The organism is Desulfonema magnum, from assembly GCF_017377395.1.
Taxonomy (GTDB): Bacteria; Desulfobacterota; Desulfobacteria; order Desulfobacterales; family 4be13; genus Desulfonema_C; species Desulfonema_C magnum.
Genome location: NZ_CP061800.1, coordinates 3769388 through 3793613, shown reverse-complemented (window position 1 = coordinate 3793613; position 24226 = coordinate 3769388). Strand labels below are relative to the sequence as shown.

General features: G+C 46.3%; 20 protein-coding genes and 1 riboswitch. Of the genes, 8 read left to right on the top strand and 12 right to left on the bottom strand.

Going from position 1 to position 24226, the window contains the following annotated elements; all coding sequences use genetic code 11:
- Positions 1-113: 113 nt before the first annotated feature.
- Positions 114-953, bottom strand: a complete 840-nt coding sequence (gene nadC, locus dnm_RS14730) for a carboxylating nicotinate-nucleotide diphosphorylase (protein ID WP_207683388.1) — start codon at positions 951-953, stop codon at positions 114-116.
- 651 nt (positions 954-1604) lie between these two features.
- Entirely contained in the window at positions 1605-2261 is a 657-nt protein-coding gene (locus dnm_RS14725; RefSeq protein WP_246556332.1) for a response regulator, read from the bottom strand.
- Positions 2262-2626: 365 nt separating this feature from the next.
- On the opposite strand from dnm_RS14725, the gene dnm_RS14720 reads away from it, so the two are divergent.
- Complete coding sequence (locus dnm_RS14720; protein WP_207683387.1) at positions 2627-2869, top strand: hypothetical protein; 243 nt, start codon at positions 2627-2629, stop codon at positions 2867-2869.
- 360 nt (positions 2870-3229) lie between these two features.
- On the opposite strand, the gene serA is transcribed toward dnm_RS14720, so the two are convergent.
- The 7 genes from serA to hutH all read right to left on the bottom strand — a co-directional run bounded on the left by serA (position 3230) and on the right by hutH (position 13085).
- Positions 3230-4819 carry a phosphoglycerate dehydrogenase gene (serA, locus tag dnm_RS14715; protein ID WP_207683386.1) on the bottom strand — a complete coding sequence of 530 codons (1590 nt, stop codon included), beginning with the start codon at positions 4817-4819 and terminating at the stop codon, positions 3230-3232.
- A gap of 710 nt (positions 4820-5529) precedes the next feature.
- Positions 5530-6642 carry an alanine dehydrogenase gene (gene ald / locus dnm_RS14710; RefSeq protein ID WP_207683385.1) on the bottom strand — a complete coding sequence of 371 codons (1113 nt, stop codon included), beginning with the start codon at positions 6640-6642 and terminating at the stop codon, positions 5530-5532.
- A gap of 178 nt (positions 6643-6820) precedes the next feature.
- Positions 6821-7705 carry a lipoyl synthase gene (gene lipA, locus dnm_RS14705; protein WP_246556331.1) on the bottom strand — a complete coding sequence of 295 codons (885 nt, stop codon included), beginning with the start codon at positions 7703-7705 and terminating at the stop codon, positions 6821-6823.
- A gap of 261 nt (positions 7706-7966) precedes the next feature.
- Complete coding sequence (locus dnm_RS14700) at positions 7967-8266, bottom strand: AF1514 family protein (RefSeq protein WP_207683384.1); 300 nt, start codon at positions 8264-8266, stop codon at positions 7967-7969.
- A gap of 113 nt (positions 8267-8379) precedes the next feature.
- Complete coding sequence (locus tag dnm_RS14695) at positions 8380-9648, bottom strand: MFS transporter (RefSeq protein WP_219739705.1); 1269 nt, start codon at positions 9646-9648, stop codon at positions 8380-8382.
- A 150-nt stretch (positions 9649-9798) separates the two neighbouring features.
- Positions 9799-11082 (bottom strand): TolC family protein, encoded by a 1284-nt coding sequence (locus tag dnm_RS14690; protein ID WP_207683383.1) that lies wholly within the window; start codon positions 11080-11082, stop codon positions 9799-9801.
- 473 nt (positions 11083-11555) lie between these two features.
- Positions 11556-13085: a histidine ammonia-lyase gene (hutH, locus tag dnm_RS14685; RefSeq protein ID WP_207683382.1), complete on the bottom strand. Its 1530-nt coding sequence runs from the start codon at positions 13083-13085 to the stop codon at positions 11556-11558.
- Positions 13086-13850: 765 nt separating this feature from the next.
- Positions 13851-14075: riboswitch (cobalamin riboswitch) on the top strand.
- 136 nt (positions 14076-14211) lie between these two features.
- Between hutH and dnm_RS14680 the strand changes: the two genes are divergently transcribed.
- The 6 genes from dnm_RS14680 to dnm_RS30915 all read left to right on the top strand — a co-directional run bounded on the left by dnm_RS14680 (position 14212) and on the right by dnm_RS30915 (position 20832).
- Positions 14212-14475 carry a hypothetical protein gene (locus dnm_RS14680; RefSeq protein ID WP_207683381.1) on the top strand — a complete coding sequence of 88 codons (264 nt, stop codon included), beginning with the start codon at positions 14212-14214 and terminating at the stop codon, positions 14473-14475.
- Positions 14476-15447: 972 nt separating this feature from the next.
- The gene (locus tag dnm_RS14675) at positions 15448-16329 is read left to right on the top strand and encodes a sirohydrochlorin cobaltochelatase (protein ID WP_207683380.1); all 882 of its coding nucleotides are present in this window, start codon (positions 15448-15450) and stop codon (positions 16327-16329) included.
- Between the two features lie 353 nt (positions 16330-16682).
- Complete coding sequence (locus dnm_RS14670) at positions 16683-17678, top strand: FecCD family ABC transporter permease (protein ID WP_276571888.1); 996 nt, start codon at positions 16683-16685, stop codon at positions 17676-17678.
- A 164-nt stretch (positions 17679-17842) separates the two neighbouring features.
- Complete coding sequence (locus dnm_RS14665; RefSeq protein ID WP_207683378.1) at positions 17843-18619, top strand: ABC transporter ATP-binding protein; 777 nt, start codon at positions 17843-17845, stop codon at positions 18617-18619.
- Positions 18620-19642, top strand: coding sequence for an ABC transporter substrate-binding protein (locus dnm_RS14660; protein WP_207683377.1), 1023 nt, complete (start codon positions 18620-18622; stop codon positions 19640-19642).
- Positions 19643-19752: 110 nt separating this feature from the next.
- Positions 19753-20832, top strand: a complete 1080-nt coding sequence (locus dnm_RS30915) for a hypothetical protein (RefSeq protein WP_246556330.1) — start codon at positions 19753-19755, stop codon at positions 20830-20832.
- Here the strand turns inward: dnm_RS30915 and dnm_RS14650 are convergent, their stop codons facing one another.
- Together dnm_RS14650 and ssb are read right to left on the bottom strand one after the other, a co-directional pair.
- Positions 20833-21579, bottom strand: a complete 747-nt coding sequence (locus tag dnm_RS14650) for an IS982 family transposase (RefSeq protein ID WP_207683376.1) — start codon at positions 21577-21579, stop codon at positions 20833-20835.
- 509 nt (positions 21580-22088) lie between these two features.
- Complete coding sequence (gene ssb, locus dnm_RS14645) at positions 22089-22601, bottom strand: single-stranded DNA-binding protein (RefSeq protein WP_207683375.1); 513 nt, start codon at positions 22599-22601, stop codon at positions 22089-22091.
- A gap of 671 nt (positions 22602-23272) precedes the next feature.
- On the opposite strand from ssb, the gene dnm_RS14640 reads away from it, so the two are divergent.
- Entirely contained in the window at positions 23273-23575 is a 303-nt protein-coding gene (locus dnm_RS14640) for a hypothetical protein (RefSeq protein ID WP_207683374.1), read from the top strand.
- 95 nt (positions 23576-23670) lie between these two features.
- Here the strand turns inward: dnm_RS14640 and dnm_RS14635 are convergent, their stop codons facing one another.
- Positions 23671-24180, bottom strand: coding sequence for a FlgO family outer membrane protein (locus dnm_RS14635; RefSeq protein WP_207683373.1), 510 nt, complete (start codon positions 24178-24180; stop codon positions 23671-23673).
- Positions 24181-24226 lie beyond the last annotated feature (46 nt).

The window sequence follows — 24226 nt, the reverse complement described above, 5'->3', positions numbered from 1 at the left end:
AACCCGGCTTTTTTTTCCGGAATGATGCGTCTCCGACAAAGGAAAAAGCCGGGTTTCTCCGCCGCTCGTGGAAAAAAAGTATATAAAAAAACTTTTGCTCAGGTACTTAGTTTTTAATTTTCAATCAGCAGGCTGATATCCATTGCTTTCACCGAATGCGTCAGCATTCCCACGGAAATATAATCAACACCGGTGGCGGCAATGGCAGCAACATTTTCCAAAGACACGTTCCCGGACGCTTCCAGGGGAACACGGCCATTGGCTGTCCGAACAGCCTCACGCATTTCATCCGGTGTCATATTGTCCAGCAAAATCCGGTCAGGATTCAGTTCCAGGGCTTCCTGCAGCTCTGTCAGGTTTCTGACTTCAACTTCAATGGCCCGTTTTTGATTATCTTTCGCCCGCACACACGCGACAGCTTCTGAAATACTTCCCACTGCTGCGATGTGGTTATCCTTAATAAGCACCATATCATATAAACCAAAGCGATGGTTCTGACCGCGGCCCAGCCGTACTGCCCATTTGTCAAAAACACGCAAACCGGGAACCGTTTTTCTTGTGTCCAGAATGATGGCAGAGGTGCCTTCCACCGCATCTGAAAACTCACGGGTGAGGGTGGCAATACCGGACATCCTCTGAAGCAGATTCAGGGCCACCCGTTCTCCGCTGAGGATGGCCCGGCCAGGACCGCTCACCGTCGCAATCACCTGACCCGTCTTCACTTTGTCTCCGTCAGCAATATGAGGGGTAAACTGCACCTGCTCATTAAGAAGGGAGAAGGTCAGACCCGCGATTTCCAACCCTGCTGTGACACCGGGCGATTTGGCAATAAAAGTGCCCTTTAATATTGCTTCACGCGGAACTGTACACAGCGTGGTGATGTCTCCGTCACCAATATCTTCTTCAAGGACTCGAAGAAGAATTGTTTTCGCATCTGTAAAAATATCGTTCATTTTAGTTTGTCACCATTACCAATTCGCAAATAAAATTCGACTGATTTCAATATTCGGAATACAGATTGAATCAGAAAATTATAAAAATTCGGGAATGCTCCTATTGACTCGATGTTCAAGTTTTTTTCTATCATTCCTGCGAAAGCAGGAATGACAGGCTTTTTATTCGAATCGGGTCAAAAAACTTGATCATCGAGTATTGAACACTGCTCTGAAAAAAATATAAATGAATATACTTAATCATAAGCCAGTTCAGGATGAAACGCAAGGGCAAAAAAGATTATACCAGGCAACAGAATTGAATCTGAGCAATCAGTCGGATTCACATATAAACGACCGCGACCTGCCAGTCACAACAAAGCATGAAAGTTTTGCAATTTTTCCTAACATTTAACACTTAACACTTCAGGACAAAAAAAGATTGGCAACAAAGAAACCCGGGTTTTTCCGACAGGGGAAGGTGTCCGGTCCGGGAAAAAAAGCCGGGTTTCTTACCGTACCGCAACTTTTTGTCCTGTACACAGATAAAAAAACAGTATCCAAAAAAGGATGCTGCAAAAAGCTGATCATAATTTAAAAGTCAGAAAGCAGACAGGAAACAACAACAGAGCGTGCGATGATCGTGATCATTGCCAAGTTCCTAATTTTTTTCTACTCTGTTGCTGCATTTTCAGTTTCCCGAACAGACTTATTCATTCTTTTAAGTTCTTCAAGTTCAGGTTTTACATATTTCTGATAGCACTCGGGACAAATACCGTGACTGAACTGGACATCAGAATGGGCTGCCAGATAAATTTCCAATTGCTGCCAGTAATTCTGATCATTTCGAATTTTCTTACAATAAGAACAGATGGGTAAAAATCCCCGAAGGATTTTGATGTGAGCCATGGCTTCTTCAAGTTCCTTTACACGGGCAGCCAGTGCGGATTGCAAGTCAATCATCTGCCTGGCATTCTGAACCCGGACCTGAAGTTCCTCATGATTAAAAGGCTTCGTGATATAATCATTTGCCCCGGCCTTAAGCCCCTCAACAATGTCTTCCTTATGTCCCTTTGAAGTCAGAAGAATGAGGCAGATCATTTCAGAACGGGGAAGCTCCTGGCGGACTTTTCGGCAAATCTCCGCGCCATCCATTTCCGGCATCATCCAGTCAAGAATGGCTAATCGGGGACCGTTCTCATCCTTCAGGATATTCCACGCTTCATTACCATTACAGGAGGTTATCACGTCATATCCCCATTTTATCAGCAACGTTTCAATCATCTGGCGAGTCAGGAAATCATCATCTGCAACCAATATTCTCATCATTCATTCTCCTTTATTTCTGTACCTGATCTGATAAATAAACGCTCATGAAAAAGCCGGGTTTTTCGCCCCCGGTCATGAAAATATTTTCAGATAAAAAACCCGGGTTTTCAAAATGTATTTTCACGGTAAAAAATATACAGTATGAATCAAAGTTTTTCAAATTTTTTTCCAATTCCAGCAGATTGAAAAGTTCTGAACACAGACGTGCATATGTGCTGTGAGCAGATAAAATGAAATCTTTTGCTGGTCAGATGCTTTTATGAAAGGGTTTAAAAGCTGGTTCTGAGTGATCCGTGAAAACAAACCTCAGAAGCATTTACCGGGTATGCCATAAGCCTTGGCAGATCAGGTCTGAGTGACAATGTTTGCGCCCTCTGAAACCTGAACACGGGACAGTTTTTGAAATATTTTTTTGCAAAAAAGGATGGCTGGCGATGTTCGGAGAAGTGCTGTGCTGTCAGATGGAATATCCCGGATGTTCTCTTGTTCTCACGTTTTGCCTGACAACGGAAAAGGGACGCTCCCGCGTCCCTTCTGTCTGTCGAAACAGCAGGAAATCCGGCTTCCGAGACTGGACGCAGGAAAGCGAGAAGCTTATTTTTCCCTGACCCGGGGAGGCCGGACGCTCCGCCTTTGTTTTTGTGCAAACTATGACAATGAGTTCTGATGCGCTTCATTTATGCTATATTTTACACATTCAGCAGATCGAAAAATTCCGGGCTGTGCGCGGGACAGCGGAGACGCCCGGGGGGGTTCCCGGCATACGCATCAGGCTAAGGACATAACATTCTGATTTCATTGAAACTGACCGGGCGACGGCCGATCGGGCGTTCCGGAATCATAAAAATCCTTAGCCTGATGCGTATGGGGTTCCCGGACGAAGCGGCCCCCCGGAAAACCCCGGGTGTCTTCCCTGTCTTTCCTGTCTGTCCCGCCAGGACCTGAAAACTTTCTCGATCTGCTGACGTTTAAAGATTGACCTGATCTGCGGAAATGATGTTCGGCAAAGCCTTTATCTCCTCAATCACCTGATCATCTGCCCGCGTATCCACATTCACCATGCACAGGGCGCGGTCTCCGAGTCTTCCGAGCTGAAACCGGCCGATGTTGATATTGTTGCTCCCGAGTGTTACGCCCACATTTCCGATGACCCCGGGCTTGTCAATGTTCTGTATGATGATCATGGGACCTTCAGGAATGGCATCCATGTAAATCTTTCCGAGTCTTACGATTCTCGGATATTTTTTTTCAAAAATGGTTCCCCATATCTCATCCGGCCCCTCTTCATGCGCTTCCAATTTTACCTTGATGAGACCTGAGAAATCATCCTTTGAAGAACTCAGAACCTCTCTGACATGAATGCCTTTTTCCTCGGCAAGGGCAGGCGCGCTCACATAGTTGAGCGGTTTGTCCGTAAAGGAACTCAGCAGCCCTTTCAGCACAGCATGGGTCACGGGTCGGGTATCAAGTGCTGTCAGGTCCCCGCTGTAGGTTATGGTGATATCATGCACTTTCCTTACTAGCTGCCCCATCAGAGACCCCATCTTTTCCGCAAGATCAATATGAGGACGAAGCTGTTCCATAATTTCCACGGACACGGACGGAAAATTCACCGCGTGGGTGATGACGCCGCTGAGGAGATATTCTGCCATCTGGTTCGCAATCATATCCGCAACTTTGATCTGGGCTTCGCCGGTGCTTGCCCCGAGATGCGGCGTAAAGATCACATGGGGATGTTTCAGAATCGGCAGAGAAGCATCCGGGGGTTCCTGCGGAAAAACATCAAGGGCCGCGCCCGCGACGTGTCCGTCTGAAACAGCCTGATAAAGTGCGTCAATATCCACGATTTCTCCTCTCGAACAGTTGATGAGCCTTACCCCCTGCTTCATTTTGCTGATCGCGGACGCGTTGATCATGTTGATGGTTTCTTTGAGACGAGGTACATGGAGGGTGATAAAATCCGCCCGCGCAAAAAGATCATCCAGAGAGACAAGTTCAACTTCAAGGGCTTTTGCAGCGTCTTTGCTGACAAAGGGGTCTGCCGCGATGACATTCATTTTAAGCCCCCTTGTCCTTTCAGCAACCACCCTTCCGATATGGCCAAGCCCTATGATACCTAATGTTTTTCCGGTGATTTCAACGCCTGTCAGTTGCTTTTTTTCCCACTTGCCCTCACGAAGAGACGCGGTTGCCTGGGGAATATTTCTGGCAAGAGCAAGCATGAGCGAGATGGTGTGTTCCGCCGTGGTCACGGTATTTCCGCCCGGAGCGTTCATGACCACGATCCCCTGTCTTGTGGCCGCCTGGACATCTATGTTGTCAACACCGATACCTGCTCGGCCAATCACCTTGAGATTCCTGGCTTTTTCCAGCACCTCCCGCGTGACCTTTGTTCCGCTTCGGACCGCCAGGCCATGATATTCTCCGATAAGTTCTGACAACACCTTCGGATCATTGCCTGCTTTGTCATTGTCTGTGATAACTTCCATCTTCCCGGTTGCTTCGAGTATCTCCGTTGCAATCGGAGACATATTATCCCTGATCATAATTTTGTACATGATACGCAACCTCCTATGTTTGTTGATTATAAAACTGACGTTTAACAATGAAATACACGACAACTGCTTAAAAATATTATATTTTAGTCCGTGTGTATCGGGATCAGCTTCTGTTCTTGCGTACCCGACAATCAAGTTTTTTCTGTCATTCCTGCGAAAGCAGGAATCCACAGCCCCGGAAACGCTGCATCAGCCAAAAACAGATTCCTGTTTTCGCGGGCTTCAGCGTGAGTTCAGTCGAACAGAATGACAAACTGTGCGGCCGGATCGGATCAGAAAATTTGATTATCGAGTGTATAGGAAATTATAAAAAATGTGTAAGAACTACAAGGACGCCGGATAAGAAGAGGAAAAAAATTTCCCTTCTCATCCGAGTTCTTTCTAATTTTTATTTTTTATACAGAAAATTATAAAATCAGGTTACCACAGGTCCGAACCGCGGAACACACGGAAAAAAGACGTATGTTCCGGATTCTCCGAAAGGTCCCTTCGGACAGGCCCGGGGCGGGTAAACGGAAACCGCTCGCCGAACCGTTCGGAACCGCCCGGAACCGTTCGGAACCGCCCGGAACCGGTCGGACCGGTCGTTGAGCTTGTCGAAACGGGAGCCGCCTCCCCCTTCGACAAGCTCAGGGTGCGGACCGGCCTCCCCAAAATCCGTTATAATCAGAAAAAAATCTGTGTTAATCTGTGGTTCAGATCAGGTTTATTTATAACAACGTGTCAATAGGCACATATTTAAGACCAAAAGCGTCGGCAACCCCCTTGTAAGTGACGTTTCCGTTTACCACGTTGGCTCCGTACCTGATATCGGGATTTTCCTTCATGGCTTTTTTCCATCCCTTGTTTGCGATTTCAACCACATAAGGCAGGGTCGCGTTGGTGAGCGCAACAGTGGAGGTTTTGGGCACAGCCCCCGGCATGTTGGCTACGCAGTAATGCACAACGCCCTCAACAGTATAAATCGGATTGGCATGAGTGGTAGGCTTTGACGTTTCAAAGCATCCCCCCTGATCAATGGCCACATCCACCAATACGGACCCTTTCTTCATGGATTTCAGCATATCGCGTGTCGCCAGTTTGGGCGCTTTTGCCCCTGGTCTGAGAACCGCTCCCACAACCACATCCGCTCTTGATATGAGATCACGGAGGATCGAGGGGGTGAATATGAGCAAAAAACAATTGCTGGGCATGACATCGCTCAGATAACGCAAACGGTCCAGGCTGACATCAAGCAGATAAACTTTTGCGCCCAGACCGCAGGCCATCTTGGCCGCGTTGGTTCCCACGACGCCGCCGCCGATAATGACAACCATCCCCGGATCAACGCCCGGGACCCCGCCCAGAAGAAGCCCATGACCGCCCTGCGTCGTTTCCAGATATTTGGCCCCCTGCTGAATCGCCATTCGGCCGGCCACTTCGCTCATGGGGGTGAGAAGAGGCAATGACCCGTCCGCCTTTTGTATGGTCTCATAGGCAATGTTGACGGATTTCTTTTTGATAAGCATTTCTGTCAGATCTTTGGCCGCGGCCAGATGCAGATAGGTAAAAATAATCTGTCCTTCCCTGATGAGATCATATTCAGAAGGAAGTGGTTCCTTAACATGCATCAGCATATCGGCGCGACCAAAGATTTCCTTGGGTGTGTCCACAATCTCAGCGCCATAAGCGGCATACAAAGCATCATCAAATCCGCTCCCTATGCCTGCGTGTTTTTCTACCAGAACGGTATGCCCGTTTTGTTTCATCGTCTCCACCCCTGCCGGGGTCATGGAAACACGATTTTCTTCAGCTTTTATTTCTTTTAAGATTCCTAAAATCATTTTGCTTTTCCTTAAAATTTATGGCGTTTGGAATATGGCAGCAACCTTGTATGTAAGGTCACTGCAACTTCATGAGGTATTCAGCAGTCAGAAGAACTTCAGGATAATTCATCGGATTTGCGGAGGAGGATTTGTCTCTTGATTTTAACTCCCGAGCAGTTACCAAACTTTTATTGAATCAGAATTCAACCGCCTGATACAAGTCTTTCGCGTGATAGGAACTCCGTACAAAAGGCCCGCTGGCAACTTTGGAAAAGCCCATTTTAAGAGCGGTCTCCCGCCAGTTGTCAAAGACTTTCGGCGGAATGAAGCATTCCACCGGCAAATGGTCCTCTGAGGGCTGAAGATACTGTCCCAGCGTCAGGATGCGGCAGCCCGTGTCAAGAAGGTCTTTCAAAGTATTTCTGATTTCCCGAGGCGTCTCCCCCAGGCCAAGCATCAGCCCGGACTTGGTGGGAATACCAGGATCATAGATCCGGGATCGTTTTAACAGTTCAAGTGAGCGATCATAAACAGCTTCCGGCCGAACCAGAGAATAAAGGCGCGGAACTGTCTCAAGATTGTGATTGAGAACATCAGGACGGGCCGCCAGAACGGTCCGAAGTGCGTCCGCATTTCCCTGAAAATCCGGTATCAGAACCTCCGCAAGCGCATCGGGAATCCTTTTGTGAATCTCCTTAATTGTTTCTGCAAAAAAAACAGCGCCGCCGTCAGAAAGATCATCACGGGTGACAGAGGTGACCACCACGTAGCCTAGCCCCATGTCTTGTGCGGCCCTGGCGACTCTCATCGGTTCATCAGGATCAGGCGGGTCCGAAGGCCCGTGCGCGACCGCACAGAACCGGCAGTTGCGTGTGCAACGGGACCCCATGATCAGGAAGGTGGCTGTCCCCTGTGAAAAACATTCCCATATATTAGGGCAGTTGGCTTCCTGGCATACAGTACGGAGTTTGCCTTTGTTCAACAATTTACGAATATTTTCATATTCATATCCCGTTGGCAAACGCCGCCTGAGCCAACGGGGTTTCTGAATTCGAGCTTTTGTTTTCTGATCCTGCATCATTATAACCTCAAAACCTGTGTACAGGACAAAAAGTTGCGGTGCGGGAAAAAATCCGGCTTTTTTCCCCGGAAGGGACACTTTCCCTCGTCGAAAAAAGCCGGATTTCTTTGTTGCTCATCTTTTTTTGTCCTGTACACAGCCTCAAAACATTTAAACTAACATCAAACATTATGTATGACAATCTTTATTTGCGACAATCAGCAGCGTGAAAACGCTCTGACAGTTCCCGCTGGATTGGCAAATCCCTTGAAGACCGGGCATCTACACATGGGAGCGATAGATAAAAATATATTCTTCATCATTGATATCTATTGTGATATTACCGCCCCTTGATTCAGCATACACGATCCATCCCGGCTTATCTCCGCTGCCGCACTCAGCCTTTGGAACATAATCACCGGTTTTTCCCTGGTACCAGGCAAGGAGCATCGGATCCGTGCCCAGGGTCTTTGCCTTTTGTTTGGCAATGTCCTTTGCTTTGTTAAAATCAGGACACGGGTCCTCACTTATTTTTACAGGATTGCTCAGATACTCTTTTATGGAAGTTTTACAGGCTTTCATGGCTGATTTCCTTTGTTTGAATTTGAAAAAACATATAAACGGGCATGACCTGCCGGTCATAACGAGTGATGAAACTCGGGGCAAATCCCAAACCCCAAATCCCAAATCCCAAATCACTGATTTTCACGTCCGACTTTTGACAAAATAATTCCCCCGGCAATAAACAATATGAGAAGACTCAGCACGCCATAACGCGAGTGTCCGGTGATATGGCTGATAACGCCCATCAGAAAGGGGCCGGTAATTGCTGCGAATTTGCCGAATATATTGTAAAATCCGAAGAATTCGGCGGAACGTTCCGCAGGAATCAGCCTGCCGAAAAAAGATCGGCTGAGGGCCTGAATTCCTCCCAGCGAACTTGCGACAAAAAAAGCAAGTATCCAGAAGACAATGACCTTCATTTCCTTTGTAGGTAAGTCCGGCAGAAAAAAGCTGACGAGCGTGATAAACGAATAAACAGCGATTCCCACAAATAGCATGGTCTTTTCCGAAAATCTGTCGGCCAGGTTTCCGTAGAGAAGCGCAAAAGGAAACGCCACGATCTGAATCATCAGAATTGCCAGAATCAGCGCGGTCACACCCAGCCCGATGTCCCGGCCATATGCCGCGGACATGGTGATAATGGTGTCCACCCCGTCAATATACAGAAAATAGGCCATCAGAAAAAGAAAGACCTGTCTGTATTTCCGAATTTCCTTAAATGTCCCTGCCAGCCGGGCAAAACTGTCTCTGACCGGATGTTTTGCAGGCGGCATATAATACTTCTGCCTTACATTTTTCAAGAGAGGAACAGAAAAAAGCAGCCACCACAGGGCCACAATGACAAACGCCGCCCTTGCAGCACTCACAGATATCCCTGCGGACGCTCCCGGAGGGGTTCCCAGTAAAATCAGACCGATGACCATGAGAAATGGGATAACACTGCCAATATATCCATATGCGTAACCGGCTGTTGAAATCCGGTTCATGCGTTCTTTTACAGTGATATCCACCAGAAACGCATCGTAAAAGATATTGGCTCCGGCAAAGCCGATCCTGGCAAATACAAAAATCAGCAGACACCGCAGCCACTCGCCTTCGCTTACCGTGGTCAGGGCCAGGGTGGCGAGGATTCCGAGGCCAAGGAAAAATACGAGAAATTTTTTTTTTAAATTCTCGTAATCCGCAACCGCGCCGATGACAGGTGCCAGCAACGCCAGAACCAGCGAAGCAAAGGAATTGGCAAATGCCCAGTTCGCAGTGGAAACAGCACTGTCTGCGCCCCGGGAAGCAACGTCCTTAAAGAATATCGGCATAATGGTCGTTATGATGATCAGGACAAATGCGGAGTTTGCCACATCATATAAAACCCAGCTTTTTTCTTGTTTGGTCATGTCTGGCATTTTTGTCACCTAGGCCGGATAAACCGGAAATAACAAATTCCAATTTCCAATTTCCAAATAAATTCCAATTTTCAAATTCCAAATTCGTTGCCGGACTTCGTTGCCGGACGGGGTTTGCAACCCCGTCCGAAATATTGTCATTTGCGTTGCCTAAAAATCATCTGTCATCCTCGTCAGTCCGTAATAATCTGAAAATAATCCGTTTCTGGCATTGATAAAATTGTATTTTGCTCTTGAGAGATAAAAGATCGCATCCAGGACATCTGCCGCGGTTTCCACGCCTTCTTTGAATGAAATATCTGTTATTCTGAGATTTTCTTCGGCCTGAGAAATACTGCTCTCCGCAACTTTCAAATTTTTCAGGGCCACATCATAATCCAGGAGAAGGTTCTTCAGATCAGTTCTCAGATGTTGCCTGAGTTCGTAAAGATCATATCCGGCGCTCTTCATATCCCACCTTGCCTTTCTGACAGTGTTATCTTTGCTGAACCCGTCAAAAAGATTCATTTTTACGCTTAACTGAAGCCTGATCTCATCTTCATTATCATCACCGGTTCCCAATATGTAACCGTCCTCAAATCTTTTATAAATGCCTGAGACATCCACCGAGGGATAATAAGCGGACTGAGCGGTTTTCACACCGACTTCTTTTGCCAGAGCCACCATTTCAAGCGCTTTTATTTCACTTCTTTTCTCAAACATCCGGGATTCATAAAATGGAAATGCCTTTATTTCCGGAACCGTGTTAAATTCATTAAAATTCAGTATGTTGTCGTCAACTTCCGAATCTGTTTCAAATTCAAGACGATTGACACTTTTTATAAACTCCGCTTCTGCCTTTTTCATGCTCTGCTGGGTGTCATCCAGTTCGACTTTCAGTTTTAAAAGCTCATTTTTTCTTATCAGACCCACGCTGTGTCTGTTTTCAGCATCTTTATAGCGTTTTTTGAGAAGCGTGTATTCGTCTTCCGCGACTTTCAGACGGCTCTGTTTCCCGAAGATATCCAGATACCGGAGCGCCACGGAATATTTTATATCCTGAAGAACACCTTCAAGCTCGTAGTCTTTTGATTGTTTAAGCAGGTCCGCGAATTCCACATTGTATTTGTCTCTGAACCCGGAAAAAACATTATAAGTAATCGCACCTGTGAAAACGCTGTTCTCGCTCTCCTCGGCCAGCGTATCCTCATCGAGTTTGGTGGCAACATAGCTGATATCTGCCGAAGGCATAAACCGGCTTTCACTTATTTTTTTATCCAGTTCTCCCTTTCGGACATTTGCTCTGTACTTCTCCACCACCTTTCTGTTTTCAATGGCTTTTTTCTGAAGTTCGGCAAGGGATATCCCCCATGCGCTTCCCGAAACAAGAAGTAATGCCGTAATACAGGCAGCTATTATCAGCAGTCGGCTGTTTTTGTTGACACTGTTTTTCATTAATTATTCTCCGTTTTAATCTGAATTTCCTCCGACCTTAGCCCCCTGAGCTTGTCGAAGGGGGGATTTTCGTGTATTCTGTGGTTTTCCCGGGGCTCTCCCCAAAATCCGTTATAACCAGCATAATAACAGGCTATCACGGACTTTATACGATTTCAAGAAAATTTTACAACCAAAGCCTTCCCAGGTTTCGGAACTTCCGGAAGTTTGGTTTAAATACCCGGGCAAAAGTTTTTTTGTATTCGAAAATCTGCGAAGTTTTGGAAACTTCGCAGGTCTGATGGGGATTTATAAGTACCTAACCATAAGTTTTTAATGTCTGCCCGGGGAAGAAACCCGACTTTTTTTTTCCGGAATGATGCTTCTCTGACAAAGGAAAAACCCGGGTTTCTCTGCCGCTCAAAGAAAAAAAGCTGTATAAAAAACTTTTGCTCAGGTGCTTACCTAAAAAATTATGTCCGGGTACTTATTTTCTATTGAAGTTCTCCCACAACATTTTCAACGGCTTCCAAAATTTTTCCGCTTTTCATAAGCTGTCTGACGGTTTCAATGTCTTTTGCCAAAATACGATCTTTGTCCAGATGGGAAACCGTCTCCCGGATCGTCCTGTATGTGGCAAGCGTTCCCTCACCGGGTTTTATGTTCGTAAAAACATCCATTGCCTGTGCGCCGCACAGGAGTTCAATTGCCACGACATGTTCCGCATTCTTCACAATTTCTCTGCATTTCCGGGCGGAGATGGTGCCCATGGACACATGATCCTCCTTGTTCGCGGAAGTGGGGATGGAGTCCACACACGCGGGATGGGAAAGCACTTTGTTCTCAGACACAAGGGACGCGGCAGTGTATTGGGCAATCATGAATCCTGAATTAATGCCTTCATCATGAACAAGAAAAGCCGGAAGTCCGCTCAGTTTCGGGTTGACCAGACGCTCGATACGCCGCTCTGAAATATTCGCCAGCTCGGAAACTGCCATGCTGAGAAAATCCGCGACAAGGGCAATGGGCTGACCGTGAAAATTTCCACCGGACAAAAATTCCTGAGAATCCGAAAAAATCAGGGGATTGTTGGTTGAGGCGTTCATTTCTGTTTCCACCACTCCTGCCGCGTATGCAATGGCATCCTTACTGGCTCCGTGAACCTGCGGGGAACATCTTAATGTGTAGGCATCCTGAACCCGGGAACAGTCTTTGTGAGAAGTGATAATGTCGCTGTTCTGAGTGATTCGGTACATATTATCCGCGGCCGCTGCCTGCCCCGGATGAGGTCTGACCTGCTGGATCCTCGAATCAAATTCCGTTCTGCTGCCCATGAGTACTTCGAGACTCATGGAGGCAGCAATGTCAGTCATTTTGGAAAGTTTCAGGGCATCATAAACTGAAAGTCCGGCAATCGCTGTCATGGCCTGTGTGCCATTTATCAGGGCAAGCCCTTCTGCTGCTTCCAGCCGGATGGGCTTCAGACCGCATTTTTTCAAGGCATCTGCGCCGGCGAATCGCTGCCCCTGATAAAAAGCCTCTCCCATGCCCAGCAGAATCAAAGAAAGATGCGCCAAAGGAATCAGGTCCCCGCTCGCGCCCACAGAACCTTTTTCCGGAACCACGGGACATATCCCCTGATTGAGAATTTCAACAAGAAGCGAAACAGTTTCCAGACGGATACCTGAATGCCCCCTTGCCAGGTCCTTGACACGAAGGGCAATGATTGCCCGAACCGTCTCATAATCAAACAGGTTTCCCACCCCTGCCGCATGGCTCATCAGAATATTCTCCTGAAGCTGCCGGGTGTCCTTTTTTGAAATGGTCACATCGCTCAGGGCACCGAAGCCGGTTGTGATTCCGTAAATGGTTTTTTCTTCCTGTATCCATTTTTCGACCAGTCTCCGGGTGTCAGTGATCCGTTTTTCCGAGGCTTCTGATAATCGAATTTGGGCGTTTTCTCTTGCAATGGCCGCCAATTCTTCCAAAGTCATTCCGTCCATATCAAGGATAACTTCTTTCATAAATCACCCTTTGCCTTTTGTTCTGATTTGATAATTAACTAATGGCCTGTCCGGCTTTTGAGAAAAAAATTATCCGGAGTGCCAAACTTGCAGTTTGGCAGAGAGTCCCCGGTTTCCGAACATCGGAGATATTGCCAAACTGAAAGTTTGGCACTCTGGATTGAAAAACGAATATACCATTTGCCATAAAATGTAAACTTAAACCTTATTAACCGAAACTTATGGCTGACGAAAATTTAAGTACCTGAGCAAAAGTTTCTTATACAGCTTTTTTTCTGCGAGCGGCAAAGACACCCGGGTTTTTCCTTTGTCGGAGAAGCATCATTCCAGAAAAGAAACCCGGGTTTCTTCCCCGGGCAGATATTAAAAACTTGGTAGTCCTGCAAAGGTAGTGATGAATCCCGTTCAGTCCCCTGATTATCAGGACACTGAATCTCATTCATCACTACTTGTGCAGGACTACCAAAAACTTATGGTTAGGCACTTAAATAAAATATCCGAAAAAAACCGTTGAAAATAATTGTACCATAAGCGGCCATGATCGAGGCTTACAACGAAACATGAAAGTTTCGTTTTTTTCCTAATGCCCGATGATCAAATTTTTTGACCCGGTTCGAACAAAAAAAATTGTCATTTCTGCAAAAGCAGGAATGACAAAAAAAATTGATTATCGAGTAGCACCTAACCCATAGCCCCCTAACAAGACAGGCCCTCAAATTTCATTTATTTTATTCTTGACTTTCATTTATTTTTTTATTATAAAAGTATTTTTAAAAAAATTCAGGTGCTCTGTAAGTGAGCTGAAAAGGGAATCCCGTGAAAATCGGGAGCGGGCCCGCCGCTGTAATCGGGGACCAAGACCGCAAGATGTCACTGCTCATAAAAAAATTTAGGGAAATTTCATAACCTCAATTTTTTCTAATAAGTGGGAAGGCGCGGCCAGAGGGATGATCCGAGAGTCAGAAGACCTGCCTGGGTGAATAGGGGCGTAACCTTCGAGGACCGGGGTTACTTGTAAGATCCTGAGGATAAAAAAGGGACATCCCCGGATCGATATATTCGGTCCGGGGATTTTTATTTCCGGGCTGCTAACCATTTAAATGTATAAATTAAAGGAGGTTAGTTTATGAAGACCGGGATTATTATTTATGTTTTGGGAAATGACCCCTCTGACGATGCTTTTGATGAAAAAAAGGCCGTGAAGGAACTGGAAGTCGGGGCAGACAAGGTGGAAGTGGTTTTTTCCGGGGAAAAGCATTTTGATATCATGGATGCCTGGTTCAAGCTTACCACAAAAGGAATGCACAGAATTGTCTGCATGTTCGGCGAAATTGCGGAACATTCCGCCATCAAACTTACAGGCCGTGAATTTCAACTCTGCGGTTATTAAAAACTGATCAGGACTTCCAAAGTTTTCAAAAGGAAGGGGCGTATTTATGAATGGGGGGAGGAGTGCTGAAATAAAATTTTAGCACCGCCTCACGTCCGAGGATCCTCTGAAAAATATGCTAAAATTTCATTTCAGGACTCACAACTTATAAATACGCACCTTCAGCAGATGGGAAAGTTTCCGGACTGTGAAGAAACCCGGCTTTTTTCCCGGATGCGGAGCCTCTTCCGGCTCGAAAAACCCGGGTTTCTCCGCCGTCTCAGCAGATGGGAAAGTTTCCGGACTGTGAAGAAACCCGGCTTTTTTCCCGGATGCGGAGCCTCTTCCGGCTCGAAAAACCCGGGTTTCTCCGCCGTCTCAGCAGATGGGAAAGTTTCCGGACTGTGAAGAAACCCGGCTTTTTTCCCGGATGCGGAGCCTCTTCCGGCTCGAAAAACCCGGGTTTCTCCGCCGTCTCAGCAGATGGGAAAGTTTCCGGACTGTGAAGAAACCCGGCTTTTTTCCCGGATGCGGAGCCTCTCCCGGCTCGAAAAACCCGGGTTTCTCCGCCGTCTCAGCAGATGGAAAAGTTTCCGGACTGCGTGCGGGACTGCGAAAAAATCCGGCTTTTTTCCCGGATGCGGGGCCTCTCCCGGCTCGAAAAACCCGGGTTTCTCCCCCCGTTTCAGCAGATGGAAAAGTTTCCGGACTGCGTGCGGGACTGCGAAAAAATCCGGCTTTTTTCCCGGATGCGGGGCCTCTCCCGGCTCGAAAAACCCGGGTTTCTCCGCCGTCTCAGCAGATGGAAAAGTTTCCGGACTGTGAAGAAACCCGACTTTTTTCCCGGATGCGGGGCCTCTCCGGCTGGAAAAACCCGGGTTTCTCCCCTGTCCGTCATGTCCGCTCTGTGACAGCCCGGAAACTTTCCGATCTGCTGACCTTTGGAAGTCCGATTTTCTTAAAAAATTGGAACTATCAGAAAGGAAAGATGTTATGATCAAAAGAATCGGTGTGTGTTTGCTTGCTGTTTGTGTGTTCATGTGTTTTTCAGCGATGGCTTTTGCCGGAGAACATGGTGAAAAAAAGCCCGTGAAAAAGGGCATTCTGCTTGTGGCTTTTGGGTCCAGTATTCCCGAGGCTCAGGTTGCTTATGAGAATATTGAAAAAAAGGTAAAAGCCGCTTTCCCGGATGTGCCGGTACACTGGGCTTACACGTCTCACATCATCAGACACAAGCTCGCCAAACAAGGCCAAAATCTTGACTCCGTGGAGATCGCCCTTGCCAAAATGATGGAACAAGGTTTTACCCATGTGGCAGTTCAGTCCCTTCATGTCATTGGCGGAGAAGAATTTCATGACACGCTTACCAATGTCCACGCTTTTGGCGATATGGCAGGCGGATTTGAACAGATATTTGTGGGCTATCCGTTGCTGGGCACAGCAGATGATCTGACAAAAGTTGCTGACGCTGTGATCAAAACCATCCCCAAAAAACGAAAGGGGAATGAGGCCGTGATTCTTATGGGACATGGCACGCCCCACCCTGGCAATGCTTTTTATCAGGCCATGATGTATAAATTTCAGGTAAAAGATCCTAATATCTGCGTTGGCACGGTGGAAGGAGAACCTACCCTCGGCGATATCACAGATATGCTCGTTAAAAAAGGGGTTAAAAAAGCCTATCTGATGCCGTTTATGGCCGTGGCCGGAGACCACGCCAGAAATGATATGGCCGGAGATGAACCGGATTCATGGAAAAATATTCTCAAAAAATCCGGGATCAGTTGTGTTCCCGTACTTAAAGGAATGGCTGAGTATGATCTGATTGCAGATATATGGGTGGATCATCTGAAAAACGTGATGGCTCATTTTTAATAAAAAATTGAGAATTGAGAATTGAAAGTTGAGAAAGCTGAGATTTTCAGTTTCTCAGCCTGACTCTCAGTATATAAAAACAAAAAAGGACAGGGAAGCCAGATTCTTATCTGGCTTCCTTGTAGCTTTTTGCAGAATGTTATAATTTTCCAATAAGGGAACACGAAATAAATAATATACCCGATACAAAAAACGTAGGGTGGGTGAAGCGAAGCGCAACCCACCTTGTGCCACCCTGCACCGGGTATTTTATTTTTGGGGAAATCCCTAATAAAAATTAGATGAAAAAAATAAAACAGAGGAACAAAGGTACAGGTTATTTGGGGTCTGCATGGGGAGCGCAGACCTTTTTTTTGTTCATCACACTATGTATCGTTATTATCGTTTCCACAGGCATGGGATATATTTCCATATCTTCAGCAGATGTTCTTAAAATCATTACTGCGAAACTGACCGGAAAAAATGCCTTTTTAAGCGGAATGGATGCGCTTTTTCCTGTGGTTGTGATGGATGTGCGTCTGCCCCGTATTCTGACCGCTGCCATTGTGGGCGGAGGGCTTGCCTTATCCGGATGCGTGTTTCAGGGAATTTTGTTAAATCCGCTGGCTGATCCTTACACGCTGGGAGTTTCAGCCGGGGCCGCATTCGGGGCATCAATCGCGCTTCTGATAAATTTCAGTTTTATAGGTTCCTATTCGGTTCCGCTTTTCGCATTCACGGGCGCGACAATAACGCTTTTGTTTGTGTTGTATCTGTCTTCATCAAGCGGCGGCGTATCTTCCAATAATCTTATATTGTCGGGAATCATTGTCGCGTCAATTCTGACAGCGGGCCTCAGTTTTCTGAAATATCTTGCAGATGAGCATGTTTCCGTGATTGTTTTCTGGCTTATGGGAAGTTTTGGTTCCCGCACTTGGGGGGATGTCGGTATTACGCTGCTCTTTGTAATGATCGGATTTTCCATTTCTCTTTTCTTCTCCCGTGATCTGAACCTTCTTGCCATGGGGGACAGAACCGCATCATCTCTCGGAGTGGAAGCGCGGCGGGTCATGTTAATGATGCTCATCACGGCATCTCTGGTTGCGGCGGTCTGCGTTTCCGTGTCAGGTATCATCGGATTTGTGGGGCTTCTCGTTCCTCATATGATGCGGTCACTGACCGGCCCGGATAATCGGCGTCTGATTCCTGCATCTCTTTTATGCGGAGCCATTCTTCTTTTATGCGCAGATACGATCACACGGGCGGTTCTCCCCCATGAAATCCCCATCGGCGTACTCACCGCACTCATCGGAGGCCCTTTTTTCTGTTATATTTTTCGTCAAAAACAAATGGGAAAGACATCGGTTTAGTTACACTCGATAATCAAGTTTTTTTGTCATTCCTGCGAAAGCAGGAATCCAGAGTTCCCGGAACCGTGGCATCAGTCAAAAATGGATTCCTGTTTTCACAGGAATGACGGACCGGGTCGCATCAGAAAACTTCATTATCAAGTTACACAAAGGTCAGTTCAACTATGGGATTTCATATTGATCATATCTGTTTTTCTTATGAAGAGCGAAAGGTCTTAAACGATATTTCGCTTCTTCTGGACCCGGGACATTTTTACGGCATTGTGGGACCTAACGGCTGTGGGAAAACCACGTTTATTGATCTTCTGATGGGACACAGGCGTATCACTTCCGGGTCAATTCTGTATAAAGGGAAAAATATTGCCTCATATTCCCGAAAAGCACTGGCAAAGGAGATTTCTCTGGTTCCTCAGAATTTCTACATCAATTTTCCGTTTAACGCGAGGGAAATTGTCATGATGGGAAGATACCCCTATATTCCCAGATTTTCCCCGCCTTCTGCCGAGGATATTCAGGTGGCAGATGAAATCATGATGAAAACCGGCACGAAAAAATTTGAAGATCGCTATATGACAGAGATGAGCGGCGGTGAGCGCCAGCGGGTGATTTTTGCCCGGGCCCTGGCTCAGGATACGCCTGTGCTGATGCTTGACGAAGCCACATCAAATTTGGATATCAGTCATACGCTGAATCTGCTGGATATCGTCGCGGACAAAGTAAAACAAAAGGGCAACACGGTGATTGCCGTGATACAGGATATCAATCTGGCGGCCACTTACTGTGACCGGATGATCTTTATGAAACAAGGCGGAATCGCTGCTTACGGAGACACGGACGAGGTGTTGACAGAGGAGACCATAAAAACGGTTTTTAATGTCAGTTCAAAGGTGTATTCTGAGCCGTATTCCAACTCAAAAAAAGTGGCGTTTATAAGAGAATAAATGCGAAAGCATATTAAAATATTATGGCTGAGTGTGTTGTTTCTGAACCTGTGTGGCTTGGGATATGCCAAAATGTTTACGGACCAGTCAGGTCAGAGCGTTGAAGTAAAAAAACCGTTTACAAGAATCATCTCTCTTTATGGCGCGCACACGGAGAATCTTTTTTCCCTGGGGCTGGACAAGGAGATCATCGGGGTCTCCCAAAACGAAGTTTATCCGCGTAAGGCGATGACAAAGCCTGATTTCAGCTATCATGATGATGCTGAAAAATTCATGGCGGTCCGACCGGACCTTGTGCTGATACGTCCCATGATCGCCATATCATATGAATCGTTTGTGACGCGTCTCAGAAAAGCAGGAATCACTGTTGTTTCCCTTCAGCCTGTGAGTCTTGATGATATGTATGAATACTGGAAAATCCTCGGCCTGCTGACTGGAAAAGAAAACAGGGCTTATGAGATGATTCGTATTTTTAAAAACACAATGGGGAAGATTGAATCGCTGGCAGGAACAATCCCTCATGAAAAGCGCAAACGGGTTTATTTTGAGGCGATTCACGAAAAAATGAAAACGTTCTCACCGGATTCAATGGCGATATTTGCCCTGGAGAAAGCCGGGGGAATCAATATCGCCTATGATGCCACGCCCCGACGGAACAGCAATATCGCGGTGTATGGAAAAGAACGAATTCTTGCCAGGGCTGCTGAGACAGATGTGTATCTTGCACAGAACGGAAGAATGAACTATGGTTCGGCAGAGCGCATAAAACAGGAACCAGGATTTTATACCATCAAAGCTGTAAAAAATAACCAGATCCATATTATAGACGAACTGATCGTGTCACGCCCCACCCTGAGACTGGCACGAGGTGCGTTTGAAATCGGCAGTGCCTTATATCCTGATGTGTTTACCCCCGATATATGGCAGGAAATTCGGGGGACACAATACTTATTTGTTGACGAAGAAAAACCTGACAGGAAACTGAAACCGAATAAATTAGGTATTGTGTCTCCCCAATTTTGATCCAAAGTTATGGCGAAACAGTCACGGACGATCTTCAGTTCAGGTTATATATTGATGATATGTTTTCATTGTATCCGGTGTTTCCTCCCGAAACCGGACAGGGCTGGCGGATGAAGGATAATTATATATCGAAAAAACAGAATATTATGATCCGCCGCATAGAAATTTCCGGAATCGCCCATACAATCCGCCCGTCCTTTGTCATGCCTTATATGACAGGGATGACCGACGATGCGGAGAAGGGATTGTTCCTTCGTAAATTCTCCGTCCCCTTTTGGGGAATAGCGCACCTTTTCGGCAGGGGCCCCATGTACTGGGAGCGCATGGAACAATCCCTCGGACGGAACAGTATTGTCGGTACGACTGTGAAAGACCCCGGGAAACTGCCTGAACATGTCGTCGCGGATGAGAAACATACCCGGATCGGAGGTGAGAAAGCTTTTGTCGCCACCACCGTGGCGAAAGAATGCGTTCTCGGAGCTTCCGTCACGGACAGCGCCTGCGAGGATTCTCTGAAAAAAGCCTACGGAACATACAAGGAGGAAGCCCTCGGTGTCGCTCCCGGCTATTCCCCCGAAACCGTGAACACCGACGGATGGAAAGCCACTATGAACGCATGGGAAAGCCTTTTTCCGTCTGTCACGCTGATTCTGTGCTTCCTTCATATGTTCATCAGTATCCGGGATCGTGCGAAAAAGAAATTCGGAGAAATTTACCATGAGGTCGTAACAAGGCTGTGGGAGTGCTACGGGGCCCCGACCAGAGCCTCTTTTTCGCAGAGAGTGAGACGTCTCGCCGAATGGGCGGAGAAAACCTCCGTTCCTTCCGTAATCGCTGACAAAATCGTCAAAATACGGAAGAATATCGATGCGTTTGCGAGGGCATACGCTTTCCCGGGCGCGCACAGAACGAGCAATATGCTCGACCGCCTCATGCGGAGGATGGATCGCCATATTTTTAATACACATTATTTTCATGGTGTTATATTTTCAGCAGAACTCGGTATCCGGGGATGGTCCCTCATTCTCAATTTCGCTCCTTCAAACCCTTATACTGTAAAAAATTACGAGGGATCACAAAGTCCGGCGGAAAGGCTTAACGGATTCCGCTATCATGAAAACTGGCTGCACAACCTTCTGATATCAGCTTCTCTGGGCGGCTTTCGCGAGCCTCCCCTAAATCCGTTATAATCAGCATGTTTTGTGTGTAATGAGGCTGTTTGCGGTTTCAACCGTCTTCCGGGCCTTTTTCCGAAGATATTCGACATATGGAGGATACTGACGTCTCAGGTTCTTCTTCCGGATCGGCATCAGACGGATATTTCCGGTTTCCCGAAGAATATCTTCGATTTCATAATTGTTGTACGACCTGTCTCCGTAAACAATGCTCTTTTCCGGAAGATTGAAAGCGAACAGTCTCAGCCCCTCTGCATCGCTGACATGACCGGGAGTGAAAAAAATTTCGACAGGTTCCCCCCTGCCGGCACACATCATATGAACCTTAAGTCCGTAAAAGTACCGTCGTTCGGAAGCGTTGTACCCCCGGCACTCTTCCTCTTTGTAAATCCGGGAGTGCGGGATCCGGATGTTGTCACACACCGCGACCGGAAAACTGTCGATCAGGTAAACAGAGTCCGTGTTCAGGTTTTTCCAAACTTCCGAAAAGAAAACGGATATGGCAAAAAACAGGTCTCTTATCCGGTGCGGGCGACGGCAGAACCAGCTCGCGTTCAGCATATTCGGGATATGGCGGGAAGAGCGGAGCATTGCCCGGAATTTTTCAAAGTTCCCGCCGAAAAACATCATCGCGACAACGGCGGTTGTCACTATTTCCGCATCCGACATGCGGCACTGCGGATCCTCATAATGGTCAGGCCATCTGAGTATGTCTTCGGTGAGACAGCATATTGCCGCAATCTGATCTTCCGTCGCTTTCATGATTCTTACCTCCTGCTGAAAAAGGTTTTTCTTACAGGAAAAAGATATGACAGAATTTCATAGGTGGCAACTTGGGTTAATTTAATAAAAAAAGTATGCATTAAAATTCTGACAATGTCATTAAAAAAAACTATTGTTCAATTAATGAACAATAATCATCACTACATCTTAAGGACTACTACAACAACTTGGAAATCCGTCCCCCTCCGGCTCTTAATAAATTAAGGGGGTTATCCCCGGAACAGGGGGGGACGAACTTGTAAGTTGCTGTACTACCCGAAAAAGAAACTCAGGACACTGAATTCCATTTATTCTTAACATGGACTATTTTTTTACTGAAAAGATACCTGAATTTCTGAGACAGGGAATGGTAGCTGATCTGCATATTGGAGCTCCTCGCGGAGAGCCGAGACAATACTCAGGAGGTGTTATATGAAATCAGCCCGGCAAAATTATTGGCGGGCTGATTTCGATGTTCGGCTGAAGAGAATTAATGTATGTATTTTAAATCAGAATGGGATATCATCTTCCTCGGGGCCTGAATCCGCGGACTCGGGCGTATCTGCCGGCTGTTCATTTACAGCATCTGGTCTTTGTGCGGCAGAGGGTTGTGTGTTTGCGGCAGAGGGTTCGGGTTCATCATAACTGGCAGACGGTCTGGGCGTCTCATAAGCAGAAGACGGTCTGGAATTATCGTAAGAATCTCCTTTTCTCCCTAACATACGCATCTCAGAAGCGACAACCTCCAGAGAAAATCTTTTGTTTCCCTCCTGATCCGTCCATTCACTGGTCTGAAGCTTGCCTTCGATGTAAACCTGCTTACCTTTTGAAAGATATTCACCACATATTTCCGCTAACTTGCGAAAAGCGATAATACGATACCATTGTGTTCGTTCCTCCCCCTTTATCCTTTCTGTTACCGCTATACTGAAATTGGCAACTGCAAGGCCATCCGCTGTATAACGAATCTCCGGATCCCGGCCAAGATTACCAATCAGAATTATTTTGCAATAGCCTGCCATAAATTTCCTCCCTTAATTTTATCTCTTATTAATGTTGAAAATTAAACCTACAGAAAATAATTCATAATGTCAACAACCTGCCTGAATCGTCCATGATCGGCGTTTTGGCTCAAAAAGTAGGGATTTTCTATCCCTGAATACATCGTTCACCCTATTGACTGCTTTTCTGTCTTATGAAATAGAACGGATGTTTCCCGCCTTTCACACATAAACCTGCTCTTATGTAAAAGGTGGGACATACCCGTTTTTTTAGGCGCGGATCCGGAGTGCAAAAATTTTATTTTTGCAATTGCGAAAAAGCATTTTTCACACTCCGGAGAAAATACCGGAAAACCCGCTTACGCTTAAGTCAACAGTATTGGGAAACGCAGGGGGCTGGTTCGGACGATTAAAACAACAGATATATTCTTGAGCTGCTGAAGACAGGCTTATGAATAACTTAAAAAATGATCCTGTTCGGTAAATCAGTGAATCTTTTTCCTTGACACACAACGCGCCTTTCCTTACTAGAAAAAAATAAGATTTTAGAAGGCATCCTTCATTTAAGCCCAAAAGCAGTTTGCATTTTTCCAAGAAATGCTGAAATTAAATTTTAACACGCTGTTGAATTTGGTAACCGGAAAATGAAAGATGCCTTTACCACAAACCCTTTTAAAAAAAAGGAGATAAACATGTACAATATTTCGAAACAACTCATCATTCTTTTTGTTATTACAAGCTTGTTTTTTATTCCCTTTGTGACGACTGTTCCGGCCCAGGAACAAATGGAAGAAGAAACGAAAGAAGCCGGTTCGATGACAGTGGATCTGCTGCTTATCCGGCCTTTTGGAATTCTGGCGACATTACTGGGTTCTGCCGCGTTTGTTGTGTCCCTTCCCTTTTCAGTTATGGGAGGAAATATTGAACCTGCTTATGAAAAAATGGTCGCGGAACCTGCCTCGTTTACATTTAAGAGGCCGCTGGGCTCTTTTTAGGGGAATGGCACAGCGCAAGTTTTCTGACTGGCTTAGGTAAACTTGAAAACTGGCAAATGGTATCCAGTGTCAGCAATGGCTGACAAGCACCGCTTTTAATAATAAACACCGAGCATTTGCCTGGTATTTCTGTCAAGGTTCAGCTTATATGAGTAAGAGGAAAGAATCGTGCTGTCCGCCAGACTGATCACCCGTGCTGATATATACACAATATCTTTTGCCAAAGCATAAGTCCCCACCACAATTGCCTGAGCATTATGTCGGATGCTGATTTCTTTCAAATCTCTTGAAAGCAAAAATTCGCCTGCATTTTTTTTCATAAAAACAGATTTTCTCAGTTTCATTTCAACGACCTTATAGTTGTGCTGGGCCAGGCGGGAACCGACATATTCGGAGATGGTTCTTCCGAAGGTGGAAGATTCTTCCAGGTTGTCAATATTAACAAAACTTGCTATCAGTATGGGTTGCTGGGGAATAAGCGGTGGCACGGCCTGATCAACAAGCACGTCAGTCGCCTTGTAGCTGGATCTGATTAAATTGGTGCCGCACCCGCAAAGCCCTGTCAGCAAAATGCAGAAGCTGATAATAAAAATTCTCTTAGCCACTTTTCCTCCCATGATAATGCTTTTGAATTCTTCATCAGGGATTACC

What these genes read in the sequence shown, in the direction of transcription:
- nadC (WP_207683388.1), bottom strand. Translation starts at nt 953, where the DNA reads ATGAACGATATTTTTACAGATGCGAAAACAATTCTTCTTCGAGTCCTT.
- dnm_RS14725 (WP_246556332.1), bottom strand. Translation starts at nt 2,261, where the DNA reads ATGATGAGAATATTGGTTGCAGATGATGATTTCCTGACTCGCCAGATG.
- serA (WP_207683386.1), bottom strand. Translation starts at nt 4,819, where the DNA reads ATGTACAAAATTATGATCAGGGATAATATGTCTCCGATTGCAACGGAG.
- ald (WP_207683385.1), bottom strand. Translation starts at nt 6,642, where the DNA reads ATGATTTTAGGAATCTTAAAAGAAATAAAAGCTGAAGAAAATCGTGTT.
- lipA (WP_246556331.1), bottom strand. Translation starts at nt 7,705, where the DNA reads ATGATGCAGGATCAGAAAACAAAAGCTCGAATTCAGAAACCCCGTTGG.
- dnm_RS14700 (WP_207683384.1), bottom strand. Translation starts at nt 8,266, where the DNA reads ATGAAAGCCTGTAAAACTTCCATAAAAGAGTATCTGAGCAATCCTGTA.
- dnm_RS14695 (WP_219739705.1), bottom strand. Translation starts at nt 9,648, where the DNA reads ATGCCAGACATGACCAAACAAGAAAAAAGCTGGGTTTTATATGATGTG.
- dnm_RS14690 (WP_207683383.1), bottom strand. Translation starts at nt 11,082, where the DNA reads ATGAAAAACAGTGTCAACAAAAACAGCCGACTGCTGATAATAGCTGCC.
- hutH (WP_207683382.1), bottom strand. Translation starts at nt 13,085, where the DNA reads ATGAAAGAAGTTATCCTTGATATGGACGGAATGACTTTGGAAGAATTG.
- dnm_RS14680 (WP_207683381.1), top strand. Translation starts at nt 14,212, where the DNA reads ATGAAGACCGGGATTATTATTTATGTTTTGGGAAATGACCCCTCTGAC.
- dnm_RS14675 (WP_207683380.1), top strand. Translation starts at nt 15,448, where the DNA reads ATGATCAAAAGAATCGGTGTGTGTTTGCTTGCTGTTTGTGTGTTCATG.
- dnm_RS14665 (WP_207683378.1), top strand. Translation starts at nt 17,843, where the DNA reads ATGGGATTTCATATTGATCATATCTGTTTTTCTTATGAAGAGCGAAAG.
- dnm_RS14660 (WP_207683377.1), top strand. Translation starts at nt 18,620, where the DNA reads ATGCGAAAGCATATTAAAATATTATGGCTGAGTGTGTTGTTTCTGAAC.
- dnm_RS30915 (WP_246556330.1), top strand. Translation starts at nt 19,753, where the DNA reads ATGAAGGATAATTATATATCGAAAAAACAGAATATTATGATCCGCCGC.
- dnm_RS14650 (WP_207683376.1), bottom strand. Translation starts at nt 21,579, where the DNA reads ATGAAAGCGACGGAAGATCAGATTGCGGCAATATGCTGTCTCACCGAA.
- ssb (WP_207683375.1), bottom strand. Translation starts at nt 22,601, where the DNA reads ATGGCAGGCTATTGCAAAATAATTCTGATTGGTAATCTTGGCCGGGAT.
- dnm_RS14640 (WP_207683374.1), top strand. Translation starts at nt 23,273, where the DNA reads ATGTACAATATTTCGAAACAACTCATCATTCTTTTTGTTATTACAAGC.